At 41.5% G+C, this 14,044-nt stretch carries 7 protein-coding genes; all 7 read left to right on the top strand.

All coding sequences use genetic code 11. The annotated features are described in order from the left end of the window. A partial coding sequence (locus HMPREF2655_RS07155) for a ZmpA/ZmpB/ZmpC family metallo-endopeptidase (protein ID WP_070838326.1) occupies window positions 1-4,711 on the top strand: 4,711 nt, incomplete at its 5' end. Window positions 4,712-4,958: 247 nt separating this feature from the next. Next, window positions 4,959-5,339 carry a hypothetical protein gene (locus HMPREF2655_RS07160; protein WP_070838328.1) on the top strand — a complete coding sequence of 127 codons (381 nt, stop codon included), beginning with the start codon at window positions 4,959-4,961 and terminating at the stop codon, window positions 5,337-5,339. Window positions 5,340-5,572: 233 nt separating this feature from the next. Next, window positions 5,573-11,080 carry a ZmpA/ZmpB/ZmpC family metallo-endopeptidase gene (locus HMPREF2655_RS07165; protein WP_070838330.1) on the top strand — a complete coding sequence of 1,836 codons (5,508 nt, stop codon included), beginning with the start codon at window positions 5,573-5,575 and terminating at the stop codon, window positions 11,078-11,080. Window positions 11,081-11,231: 151 nt separating this feature from the next. Then, a complete protein-coding gene (locus HMPREF2655_RS07170; protein WP_070838332.1) occupies window positions 11,232-11,612 on the top strand; it encodes a hypothetical protein in 381 nt (126 codons plus the stop codon). A 366-nt stretch (window positions 11,613-11,978) separates the two neighbouring features. Beyond that, window positions 11,979-12,233 (top strand): hypothetical protein, encoded by a 255-nt coding sequence (locus HMPREF2655_RS07175; RefSeq protein ID WP_049519086.1) that lies wholly within the window; start codon window positions 11,979-11,981, stop codon window positions 12,231-12,233. Between the two features lie 163 nt (window positions 12,234-12,396). Next, window positions 12,397-13,089 carry a phosphoglycerate mutase gene (locus HMPREF2655_RS07180; RefSeq protein WP_000240130.1) on the top strand — a complete coding sequence of 231 codons (693 nt, stop codon included), beginning with the start codon at window positions 12,397-12,399 and terminating at the stop codon, window positions 13,087-13,089. Between the two features lie 292 nt (window positions 13,090-13,381). Beyond that, window positions 13,382-13,651, top strand: coding sequence for a 30S ribosomal protein S15 (gene rpsO, locus HMPREF2655_RS07185; RefSeq protein WP_001018251.1), 270 nt, complete (start codon window positions 13,382-13,384; stop codon window positions 13,649-13,651). The last annotated feature ends 393 nt before the right edge of the window (window positions 13,652-14,044 follow it).

The following is a 14,044-nucleotide window of genomic DNA, read 5'->3' on the forward strand; positions in this document are numbered from 1 at the left end:
CCAAGCTGGTCAAGATGGTGTGCGTACGATTGTCACCCGTCAGTATTTAGTAGATGGAAAAGTCGAAAATACAGAGGAAATCTCTAACACTATCACAAAAGAAGCAGTTCCTCAGATTATCAAAGTCGGTACAAAACCAATTTCTACAAATGCGGATCACGCTCCTGTGGAACCAGAAAAAGGAACTCTCGACCTCGAACCCTTACACCAATTAGTGGAAGAGGCCGATAGCATCCAGAAAACGCATCAGTATTTCAATGATACCACTGCAGATCAAGAGTCTTATAAACAGGCAGTCGCAAATGCCCAAGCTCTCTTTGAGGCATCTCATGCTAGTCAAGAACAGGTTGATTCTTTGAAAACAGCCCTTGAAACTGCTAAGAATAATCTAGACGGTCAACCTGTTGATAAGAAAACTCTTGGAGTTGAATTTGACATGAAGGATGTGACTCAGTCTACAGTTGCTTACCAGTATGCTGATGAACAAGCCAAACTCCGCTATCATCGTGCTCTAGATCAGGCCAAGCTCGTTTTGGACAATCCTTTCGCCAATCAAGCCTTGGTCGATCAAGTTCGGACGGATCTCGAGGCAGCTCGTCAAGCTCTGGATGGTGTCAAGAGAAAACCAACCCTCTCTCTAGTCAGTGTCGAGAAGGAAGAAGATCAACGCCAAGTTTCTCTTAGCTATCACTTGACGGATGCTACAGCAAGCTATCAATCAGCCAAAGTGCAGCTATACAAGGGCGAAACGCTGATCAAGGAAGTCGACCTTGTGGACCTCACTCAAAAATTGACACTTGATGACTTGGACTACTATACTCCTTATACCCTCAAAACTGTCATGAAATATGACCTGGGTCAAGGGGAACAAACTAGTATAGAGGATCAACGCCCAGTTCAGCTAGATTATAAGAAGGTTGAAATCAAAGATATTGATCGTATCGAACTGTACGGTAAAGATGGTAGTCACTACCGACGTTACCTATCCCTGTCGGAAGTTCCATCTGATTTAGACAACTACTATGTCCGCATTCAGTCAGACAAGTTCAAGGATATGCTCTTACCTGTTTCTAAGATTACAGATAAGGGCAATGCCTATTCCGTAACGGTATCAGCTAATCAGCTCGTCGAGGGAGAAGGGGATCATTATCGTCCAGATTACTCTTTTGAATTGCCAAAAACGCCTCTTAGTCAAGAAGGTGTCTATACGTCCTTCAAAGCGCTCATAGAGGCCATGAAGTCAAACCCGACTGGAAACTTCAAACTAGGAGCGGATGTTTCAGCAGATGAGGTTGAGTTAGAACATTCTGCGACAAGCTATGTTCCAGAAGAATTTTCAGGTAGCCTAACTAGCCGAGTGGATGGCAAAGATTATACCATCTACAACTTGGCAAAACCACTCTTTGCAACCTTGAAAAATGCCACCATCCAGCAACTGACCTTGAAATCGGCTGCAGTTACAGGCAAGGATTCTATAGGGGCCTTGGCTAGCAATGCTCAAAATGCAACGATTACGGATGTTTCTGTAAGTGGTAGTCTATCTGGGAACAAGCATATCGGTGGACTCGTAGGAGTTGCCCAAAACACAAAACTAACCAATGTTGCCTTTAAAGGATCCATCACCAGCACCCAAGATGGGGGGCAGGAGTACAATATTGGTGGCCTGGTCGGTAATTTCCACGGCAATCAATCACTGGCGCAGAAGAGTCAGGCAGATGTATCTATCCAAGTAACGGGTCGAAATGGAGACCAGCGTGTTGGAGGATTGATCGGTCGTTTGCAGAATGGAGCTAGATTAGAAACTTCTTATGTGTCTGGTTCTATCCAAAATGGAGGTCATTCTGGCCAAGTCGGTGGAGCGATCGGGTCTACTTGGAACAATGGACAGGTCCGAAATGTCTTGACCAGTGTCAAGGTTCAAAATGGTCATGCGATGACAGGAGATCCGTATCCTGAGGCTTCTGTTCGGGACTCTTATGTTCTTGAAGGAACTACAGCAAATCGAAAAGATGAGCGTTTTGTCCGTTCTATTTCAGAGGCCGATGCGCAAGCCAAACGTCAGTCCTTTGGAATCACTTCAAACTTGACGGACCAGGAGCCATTGCAGCAAGCTTACCAGCATCAAACAGACTATAGTCGAGTGAGGGGAGCCCAAGAGTCCAGAAAACAAGCCTACAAAAATGTAGAAAAACTATTACCATTCTACAACAAAGACTTCATCGTTCATATAGCCAACCAATTAGCTGAAGATGATAAACTCAACAAAGTAGCCCTGCTAGATGTAGTTCCGATGAAAGATGAGACGCTGACAACGGACGTCAATAGCCATAAGGGTGAAATCAATAGACTGATGCTGCATTATGCAGATAAGACGATCGCTTATCTTGATCTGACCTACAAGGGTGATTTTGCCAATGGCCAGATTGCTGAATATAGCATCACTGATAAGAATTTGCTCTATACGCCAGAGGCCTTCTTATCTGACTACCAGTCCATTAAAGCGAGTGTCTTGGAAGAACTCAAAGCTGTGACCTATGACTCGGCTGCAGTGCGTAAAGTATTAGGGATTGGTGAAACAGCTTCCTTAGATGATCTTTATTTGGAAAAAGCCTTTGAACAAACCAAGGCTGAACTAGGTCAGGAGCTCCTCAAGGTGCTTTCAGTTGACAAGTCGATTAACACCCTAGGCCCTGCCGTAGCGGATGCGATTAGCCAAAAGATTCTGCAGCACAAAGAGGCCTTCATGCTTGGTCTGACCTATCTCAACCGATGGTACAATGTCAACTATGGAACGTTCAATACCAAAGATCTTAATGCCTATAAGTTTGATTTCTTTGGCAATCAAGCAGCTTCGACACTGGATACTATCATCGCTCTCGGGAACTCTGGAATGGGCAATCTTCGAGCGCAAAACAACTTCAATGCTTACCGACAATCCCTAGCCAAGGAAAAAGGGAAAGGAGACCTCTTTGCTTACTTAGAAAGTCTGCGTGAACTCTTCTTGCCAAATAAAACCAACAGTGAGTGGTTCAAGGAAAATACCAAGGCTTATATTGTAGAAGCTCGTTCAAGTCTGCCAGAAATTCAGGCTAAGCAAGACAATGCAGATCGTAAGAGTAAGTATACAATCAAGGTCTACGACAGACTGACTCAGGGAGATTGGGGCTTCAAGCAAATGGTTCTCCAGCTTCTGACCTTACCTGAAAGAGATGTCTATATCATCAGCAATATGTCGACCATTGCCTTTGGTAGCTTTGGAGGCTACAGGAAAGAAGGTGGCAGAGTTCTCTCAGGTGAGGAACTCCATCGACACGTTGAAAAACTTGTGGATCAATCAGCTGAATGGCAACGAAACCACTATGACATGTGGTACAACATTCTAAGTCCAAACAGGAAAGACACTCTATTCAGACGGGTGATCGTTACAGACGGTTTCTTTCTTTATAATGATAAAGGCCAGCAATATTGGGCTCCGCGTAATGATAAGACCTCTGTTGCTATGTACAATTTCTTTGGTCCTGCTGGGAAGTATCACGGAGACAATGGACTAGGGGCCTTTGCTAATGGTTATGAAGTCTTCTACGTCTATGACCAGATGCTGGGTGCTTCTGGAACCATGGTCTATACCCATGAAATGACCCACAACTCGGATGGTTCTATCTATTTTGAAGGACATGGTCGTCGTGAGGGTGAAGGACCTGAGAGTTTTGCTACAGGAATGTTAGAGTCTGTAACCAATGTTAGCGAAAAAGGTCTCGTTCTCAATAGTTTCTATCAAGGAGATAAAGATTCGACCTCTCGTTACCATACCTATGATCCTGTTGCTCGATTCTCCTCAGCAGATGCACTTCGCGATTACATGCATGGAGTTTTTGACGTACTGAACCTTCTGGATTATGTAGAAGGGGATATTGTTACTGGAGTTCTAACTGATCAGCAGAAAATGAAATGGTACCGTAAGGCTGAAAATTATAAATTTGAGAATACGTCTTATGGTAAACAAGCTCACGCTGATGATCGAATTGTTCCAATAACAGCTGAAGAAGCAGCCAAACTAAAATCTGTCGATGCTCTGGTTGATCATAATATCATTGGACGTCGCGATGGTTGGGATACAGCTAGCTTTGGACGAAATGGCTACTATGTCATCAATATGTTTGCTTCCTTCTATGCAGCTCTGGACAATCCAACTGGTGCACCTGGTGGGCTTATGTTCCGCCGTAGAGCCTATGAATTGCTCGGAGACAAGGGTTACCAACAAGGATTTGTCCCATATGTATCTGGCCAATACTCCGGCCAAGCGCTTAAAGAAGGTAATAAGACCTACTCAATCTGGAACAGAGGAGATGTCGGTGTAGTTGGAGATGATCTAATCCTTAAAAACCTCTACGGTAGTCAGTATGAATCATGGAAGGATTTGAAGAAAGCTATGTTGAATGAGCGATACAACAAGGCGCAAACATTCCTTCGTCCAATCACCATCGAGTTTGAAGCCGGAAAACTAGATAGCAAACGACAAATTACGATTTCTTCTTATGAGGAATTGCAAGATTATATGTACTTAGCAGTACTAGCGGATGCTTCAGCTAAGAACATTGATCGTGCCTTATCAGATAGCTCTAAGAGCAGTGTCGCCCAGCTCAAGTATCGTATTTTTAATGCTTATCTACGTGCCACAGACGACTTCAGACAGTCCATCTTTGAAAGATAAGTCTCTTGTAAAAACAGACACGAAAAAAGAAGATCCAAGTGATCTTCTTTTTTTAGGGGAACGGCTTGCTTAGTACAAAAACGAATGAATTTACAAACAAATTGATACATGATATATTTCTTGCTCGAAATGTCTGTTTAGAAATTTGAAATCATTCACCATCTAGTATCCTCATTTTGAAATTTCTTTTGTTTTTCATGAAAATATGATAAAATGATAGTTGTAAAAATTTTTTAAGGAGATTCGGATGAAAACAAATACACTTGCTCGCGTAAATGCGATTTTTGGTCTTATCGCAGGTATTGTTTTACTGTTGGCGCCTCTTGTTATGTTTATGATAGCTGTCGGGGTTGCTGCAGTGACGGAAGACCCTGATGCAACAGATAGTATATTGAGGATTTTTATAATTATTTTTTCATTGGTGAAAATTGCTGTCTTGGTTTTAGGAATTGTGTCTATTGTCTATTACAAGGATGATGAACGTGTGACGCCTGCACCCTCTATCTTGTTTATCGTGGGTGGTTCTGTTGGATTGATCCCATTCTTGGGATGGGTAGGAGGAATTCTGACAATCATTGGTGGATCCCTCTATTTTGGACTTTTGAAAAAATTCGAGATTCAAGAATAATGAGTTTTTGTTAGGAATATTTTTAAATAAGAGAAGGCGATTAGCCTTCTTTTTTTGTCATCAAGCAGGGGTAAACTTGACAAGATAAATAAGTTTTTACATTCATAAAATTCAGAGCATTTATTTGGGACAAGGACCTTTTTTTATAGTATAATGATGAATGTAAATTACCTATATCAAAATATAATCCTAGTTATTTTCTAGATAGAGGGTAAAAGTTGAGAGGATTTAGAATGAAAAAGTTTTTTGGAGAGAAGCAGCATCGTTTCTCCTTACGAAAATTAGCAATTGGTCTTGTATCAGCTTCGATTTCAAGCCTATTTTTTGTGTCCATTGCTAGCAGTGGAACTGTATTTGCTCAAGAAAATGCAGCTGTTCACTACAAATATGTGACGGATACGGAGTTGAGTGGGCAAGAAAAAGACTTGATTGTCAAGGACATTCCTAAAATTGCTGAAGATAGTGAGAGTACCTATTACCTAGTCTACCGTATGGATGAGAAAGCCCAGCTAGGTCAGTTGCCCAATACAGGTGGACAGAATAGCCTTATTAGTGTTTTATCAGGTGGAGTCCTAGCTTCAATTGGCCTTCTCATTTTTGTTGTATCCAAAAAGAAAGGCAAAAAGAAAGCCCTCTTGAATGTGATTTTGGTAACGGGGATGAGCAGTGGTTTGGCTTCTTCAGTTAAGGCTATCGAAAATCAACTTTTGCTCCAGTACAATCAGGAATACCAATTATCTCAAGGAGATAGTCTGCCTTTGCCACGTGCCTTATCGGGTTATACTTACCTAGGATATATTAAGCAAGACAAAGAGATTAATCAGCAAGAAACTGCTGCTAGGGATCAGAAACTTGACTATACGGTTCAACCTCATTTTCAGACCAATGAAGGTGGGCAAAAGGTAGGAGATGAGCAGAAAAATCTATCTCCAACAAGCCCTGCTGACAAGTCAATCCCTTCTCAAGATTCATCCAATCAAAAGCCGTCTGGCCTTGCTAGTGTGGATCCTCAGGACGAAGTCTTGGCTGGTCGCGTGAACAAACCAGAGCTCCTATACAAAGACCAAGAGATTGTAACCAAACTAGATGTTCCAGAACTGGTTCAGGAAAATCCAGAACTAACAGAGGGAACCATCCATGTCAAACAAGAAGGGCGTGCTGGGAAGAAGATTGAACTTGTTCGCATTTTCACGGTTGAAAACCAAGAAATTTCTAGGGAAGTTCTCTCAACTAAAGTAGAAGAAGCCTTGCCACGTATAGTAGAAAAAGGGACTAAGAAAGCAGTTGCTGCAAGTGAAGCACCTCAGTCTGAAAAAAAAGGAGAGCCTGAGGCCCAGGCTTCCTTACCAGAATATAAAGGTGAGCAAGCGGGAGCGATTGTAGAGGCTGAGATAGCCGAAAAACCAGAATATACTGGCACCCAAGCTGGAGCAGTTGTTGAACCAGAGCAAGTTGCTCCGCTACCTGAATATCAGGGAACGCAAGCTGGTGCCATCGTCGAGCCAGAACAAGTTGAGCCAGAGGTTGGGGGCGTCCAGTCTGGGGCTTTGGTGGAACCAGAAATGGCTGAGAAACCATCCTATACAGGCGAGCAGTCTGGAGCAATCGTAGAGCCTGAAAAGGTGCCACCAACACCAGAATATACAGGCACTCAAGCAGGAGCGATTGTAGCTCCTGAAACAGCTGAAAAACCAGAGTATACAGGCACTCAATCAGGTGCGATTGTGGAACCAGAGACCCAGTCTTCCCTACCAGAATATACAGGTGAGCAAGCAGGAGCCATCGTTGAACCGGAACAAGTCGCTCCTCTTCCAGAATATACTGGCAATACCGAGCAAGTAAAACCGGAAGCTCCGACAGAAAAACCAAAAGAAAAAGATCCAGAGAAGACGCTTGAGCTAAGAAATGTTTCGGATCTGGAGTTGTATAGTCAGACAAATGGTACTTACAAACAACACGTTTCTTTAGACGGTGTCCCAAGTAATCCAGACACTTACTTTGTCAAGGTTAAATCTTCGTCATTTAAAGATGTCTATCTACCAGTCGCTTCAATAACGGCAGAAACGAAAAATGGTCAGACAGTTTATAAAATTACAGCCAAGGCCGAGAAACTCCAGCAAGAGCTAGAAAATAAATATGCTGACAATTTCACCTTCTACCTAGCTAAGAAGGCTAGAGAGGAAACGACAACCTTTACTTCCTTCAGCAACCTTGTCAAAGCTATCAAGCAGAATCTCTCGGGGACCTATTATTTAGCAGCTAGCTTGAACGCCAACGAAGTGGAGCTAGGGCCTGATGAAAAATCCTATATCAAGGGCACTTTTACTGGTCAGTTAATCGGTGAAAAAGATGGCAAGCAGTATGCTATTTACAACTTGAAAAAGCCTCTGTTTGAAATCTTGAATGGCGCTAGAGTAGAAAAATTGAGTCTGAAAAATGTCTCTATTTCAGGGAAAGATGATATTGGTTCACTGGCCTATGAAGCCCAGAATAACACAAAGATTCAGCAAGTTCACGTCGATGGTGTTCTCGCCGGTGAACGTGGTATCGGTGGTTTGCTAGCTAAGGCGGACCAATCAAGCATCACAGAGAGCATTTTCAAGGGAAGAATTATCAACACTTATGAAACGACTGCTGCCTACAATATCGGTGGTCTGGTCGGTCATTTGACAGGTGACAAGGCTTTACTTACTAAGTCAAAAGCGACAGTAGCCATTTCGTCCAACACAAATAGTTCAGATCAGACAGTGGGTGGTCTTGCAGGTCTAGTAGATCAGGATGCACAAATCCAAGATAGCTATGCTGAAGGCGATATTAACAATGCCAAGCACTTTGGTAGAGTCGCGGGAGTAGCAGGCTATTTGTGGGATCGAAAAACTAATGAGGAACAGCATGCTGGAAGATTGACCAATGTTCTCAGTGATGTCAATGTAACCAACGGAAATGCCATTACCGGCTACCACTACAATGGAATGAAGGTGAAGGACACATTCAGTAGCAAGGCCAACAGAGTCTACAATGTCACTATGGTCAAGGATGAGGTCGTCAGCAAGGAATCCTTTGAAGAAAGAGGAACAATGCTGGATGCTTCCCAAATCGAAAGCAAAAAAGCAGCCATCAATCCTCTCACTCTACCAACAGTGGAGCCCCTTTCAACAAGTGGTAGTAAAGAAAGTGATTTTTCTAAGGTGGCCCATTATCAAGCTAAGCGCGCTTTGGCTTATAAAAATATTGAAAAATTACTACCTTTCTATAACAAGGCAACTATCGTCAAATACGGAAATCTGGTCAATGAGAACAGTCTGTTATATCAAAAAGAGCTCTTGTCAGCAGTTATGATGAAGGATGACCAAGTCATCACAGACATTGTTTCTAACAAAGAGACTGCAAACAAACTCTTGCTACACTACAAGGACCATTCATCTGAAAAACTCAATCTCAAATACCAGGCTGATTTTGCCAAATTAGCAGAATATAGTCTAGGAGATACTGGCCTTCTCTATACGCCAAACCAATTCTTGTATGACCAAAGCTCTATCATCAAGCAAGTCTTACCAGGCTTACAAAAGGTTGACTATCATTCAGAAGCCATTAGAAAGACGCTCGGTATTTCTCCAAACGTTAAGCAGACTGAGCTCTATCTAGAAGACCAGTTCGCCAAAACCAAGGAACAACTGGAAGACAGTTTGAAGAAACTCTTGTCAGCAGATGCTGGACTGGCTGGTGACAACCCAGTTACCAAGGGCTATCTTGTAGATAAAATCAAGCGCAACAAGGAAGCCTTGCTACTTGGTTTGACCTATCTGGAGCGTTGGTACAACTTCAGCTATGGTCAGGTAAACGTCAAAGACCTGGTTCTGTACCACCTGGACTTCTTTGGTAAGGGAAATGCTTTACCACTAGATGCCCTGATTGAGTTAGGTAAATCTGGTTTTAACAATCTTCTAGCTAAGAATAATGTCGATACTTATGGTATCAGTCTTGCCAGTCAACATGGAACGACAGATTTGTTTAGCACTTTAGAACATTACCGAAAAGTCTTTCTACCAGAGAAAAGCAACAATGACTGGTTTAAATCAGAGACTAAGGCTTACATCGTCGAAGAAAAATCTAATATTGAAGAAGTCAGAACTAAGCAGGGACAAGCTGGTACCAAGTATTCTATCGGTGTTTATGATCGCATCACGAGTGCCACATGGAAATACCGCAATATGGTCTTGCCGCTCCTAACCTTGCCAGAGAAATCAGTATTTGTCATCTCAACTATGTCTAGTCTAGGATTTGGAGCCTATGATCGCTACCGCAATAGCGAGCATAAAGCGGGCAAGGCTCTCAATGATTTTGTAGAAGAAAATGCGCGTGAAACAGCCAAACGCCAGCGAGATCACTACGATTATTGGTATCGTATTTTAGATGAACAATCACGTGAAAAACTCTATCGTACCATCTTGCTTTATGATGCTTATAAGTTTGGTGATGACACAACCTCTGGAAAAGCTACAGTGGAGGCTAAGTTTGATAGTTCCAATCCAGCTATGAAGAACTTCTTTGGCCCAGTTGGCAATAAGGTAGTACACAACCAGCATGGAGCCTACGCAACAGGAGATGGTGTCTACTATATGTCTTACCGTATGCTCGACAAGGATGGAGCCATTACTTATACCCATGAAATGACCCATGATTCAGATCAGGATATCTACCTTGGCGGTTATGGTCGTAGAAGTGGCTTGGGACCAGAATTCTTCGCAAAAGGCTTATTGCAAGCCCCTGACCAACCGAGTGACGCAACCATTACCATCAATTCTATCTTGAAACACTCAACATCAGATAGTACAGAGGGCTCCCGTCTGCAAGTCTTGGATCCGACAGAGAGATTCCAAAACGCATCAGATCTTCAGAACTATGTCCACAACATGTTTGACCTCATCTACATGTTGGAATATCTCGAGGGACAATCAATCGTTAATAAACTAAGTGTTTACCAGAAAATGGCGGCTCTCAGAAAGATTGAGAACAAGTATGTGAAAGATCCAGTAGATGGCAATGAGGTATACGCTACTAACGTAGTCAAAGAATTGACAGAAGCAGAGGCCCAAAAACTAACTAACTTTGATAGTTTGATTGACCATAACATCTTGTCAGCTCGTGAGTACCAATCTGGAGACTACGAGCGAAATGGCTACTATACGATTAAACTCTTTGCCCCAATCTTTTCAGCTCTCAGCAGTGAGAAAGGCACACCAGGGGACCTTATGGGACGTCGGATCGCTTACGAACTTTTGGCTTCCAAAGGCTTTAAGGATGGAATGGTACCTTATATCTCAAACCAATACGAAGAAGTTGCCAAACAAAAAGGTAAAACTATCAATCTCTATGGTAAAGAACGCGGATTGGTGACCGATAAACTTGTATTGGACAAGGTATTTGAAGGCAAGTATGCATCTTGGGCTGCCTTTAAGAAAGCCATGTATAAAGAACGTGTGGATCAGTTTGAAAACTTAAAACAAGTGACCTTTAAAGATCCGACAAAACCATGGCCAAGCTATGGGATCAAGACCATCAATCAAGTGACTGAATTGCAGGCCCTCATGGATCAAGCTGTTCTCAAGGATGCTGTAAGTCCTCGTTGGAGCAACTATAATCCAGAGTATGACAGTGCCGTTCATAAGTTGAAGAGAGCAATCTTTAAAGCCTATCTTGACCAAACAAACGATTTCAGAACCTCTATTTTTAAGAAATAAGGGTTGGAAAATGAAAAGGGAGGATCGACAGATCTTCTCTTTTTATGTTCGGCTGTCTGAAAGCTGGTAGGCGATTTGTTTGTGATTGAGAAGGTCTTTTGTTTCTGGAGCAAATATGGTAGAATGATAGCTACGAGAGAAGGAGGTTTTTATGGAGAGAGATAGATTGGTTCGACTCAATTGGAGACTGGGCATGCTGGCAGGTATAACCTTGCTTTTGGGACCGGTTCTACGATTTTTGCTATCCTATACTGGGGCCATCATCTATAAAGATCCTTCAAAAATGCTGGTCGTTACGGTTGCCTTTTCCCTGCTCCTGACATTTTTTAAGATTTTGATGATTGCATTAGGTACCTTTATGCTAATCTATTTCGAAGAAGATCAACAACTTCGAAAGCTACCTTCTGTTTTATTTATCATTGGTGGCGTGCTGGGATTTCTTTCAGCGACCGAGTGGATAGGAGGATTTCTAATCATTAAAGGTGCTGTTACTTTTTCTAAATTTTTAAAAGAAGTCCGTGGCCTTGTCTGATAGTCTAGTGAAACAATCCTTTGGAGGGTTGTTTTTTATTTAAAGAATTACCTGGCGAAAGAATATGTTAGCAAAATGCTTTTTTTATAAGAAAACATGATGTAATACAACTTGAAAAAATAAAAGGAGAATATTATGAAATAATCTTTCATTACATCGTATTTAACATTCTATTTAAAAGCTTCCATTACTTTAGAGGGAGTCTTTATAAAAACTTCTAACCCTAATACTATTTTAAAAGTTATCCCACTGGGTTCTCAAAATAAAACAATTCCTGTTGATCAAGTTGCAAGTGTAGATAGTTCATTTCGTCTTGATTTCAAATCATTTGCTTGGGGTATCATTTTCGCTCTTATTGGCCTTTCAATGATGCAAAATTCATTTATCGGAGGATTGATATTAGCGGCTTATGATGTATTAACAGTGCTAAGCGCTTTTCAGACTCTACTAGTTTTGCATCTTACTTCTGGTGGAACACATGTTGTCAGTGTGGTAGTATTTGAAAAATCTAATCTTGAAAATTGCAAAGAAACAATTGAAGGTCTAATTCATAATCGTTACAATGATACTAATGTAACTAAGAATACTGATCGTTTAATTGATGCTTTAAATAACAAATAATTGCAATCGTTTCTTGATTGAATATCACGAATTAATAATAACTAGTTGAGAGGACACTGTTCTCTCTTTTTAGTTGATTTTAACTAGCTTTTTTGTGAAAAATTGTGTAAAATAGAATAGATAAACGAGGGCAACCTCGAAAAATTAAAGGAGAATCCATCTAATGGTAAAATTGGTTTTTGCTCGCCACGGTGAGTCTGAATGGAACAAAGCTAACCTTTTCACTGGTTGGGCTGATGTTGATTTGTCTGAAAAAGGTACACAACAAGCGATTGACGCTGGTAAATTGATCAAAGAAGCTGGTATCGAATTTGACCAAGCTTACACTTCAGTATTGAAACGTGCGATCAAAACAACAAACTTGGCTCTTGAAGCTTCTGATCAATTGTGGGTTCCAGTTGAAAAATCATGGCGCTTGAACGAACGTCACTACGGTGGTTTGACTGGTAAAAACAAAGCTGAAGCTGCTGAACAATTTGGTGATGAGCAAGTTCACATCTGGCGTCGTTCATACGATGTATTGCCTCCAAACATGGACCGTGATGATGAGCATTCAGCTCACACTGACCGTCGTTACGCTTCACTTGACGACTCAGTTATCCCAGATGCTGAAAACTTGAAAGTGACTTTGGAACGTGCCCTTCCATTCTGGGAAGACAAAATCGCTCCAGCACTTAAAGATGGTAAAAACGTATTCGTAGGAGCTCACGGTAACTCAATCCGTGCCCTTGTAAAACACATCAAACGCTTGTCAGACGACGAAATCATGGACGTGGAAATCCCTAACTTCCCACCATTGGTATTCGAATTCGACGAAAAATTGAACGTAGTTTCTGAATACTACCTTGGAAAATAATCTATAAACAGAAGGCCTAGGAATTCCTAGGCTTTTTTGTTTTTGCTTCTAGTTTCCAACTAGTTGAAAAAGCCTTATAATGATAGTAAAGAGTGACTTAATTGTAAGAAAAGTGGATATGCTCGAAGTCCTGAAATCAGTAGAGTAATTCAAGGGTTTAAACAGTAAATCAGTTGACAAAGTCCCTGCTTCTTGGTAGAATAAGAACTGTCGTAAAGACAAATAACTTCTTCTTGGTTGCAGGCATGCCAACCTGTCACTCGGATGAAGCCAAATAAAAAGGAGAAACATCATGGCAATCTCAAAAGAGAAAAAAAATGAAATCATCGCACAATATGCACGTCACGAAGGTGATACAGGTTCAGTAGAGGTTCAAGTTGCTGTCCTTACTTGGGAAATCAACCACCTTAACGAACACATCAAACAACACAAAAAAGACCACGCTACTTACCGTGGATTGATGAAGAAAATCGGTCGCCGTCGTAACTTGCTTGCATACTTGCGTAAAAACGACGTTAACCGTTACCGTGAGTTGATTAACTCTCTAGGACTTCGTCGCTAATCTGCTTTATTTTCCACTTACATTGCGTTGTCACCTTACCTCGATATACTCAAGTATAATCTTCGGTTACGGTTCCTAGCACTGTAAGGTAAAATAAACCAGATCATCTCCCTTCGGGGAGATTTTTTGTTTCACTAACATTTTTGTACAATCTTCGGCTTGTCGCCTAGTCTATAAACGTTTTATCCAGCAAGACTTGAGCTCTCTGATATTCAGAGAGCTTTTTTATTGCGGTTTTATCGGTCATAATTTTGGAGACTACAAAAACTGTGGGTTATCGAATAGTAAATAAACACGGGTTTTATCGGTCATAATTTTGGAGACTACAAAAACCAACTGCTTTTGGCTTCTCTGTTCGCTTGAGTTTTATCGGTCATAATTTTGGAGACTACA

The organism is Streptococcus sp. HMSC066F01, from assembly GCF_001837335.1.
GTDB lineage: Bacteria > Bacillota > Bacilli > Lactobacillales > Streptococcaceae > Streptococcus > Streptococcus oralis_S.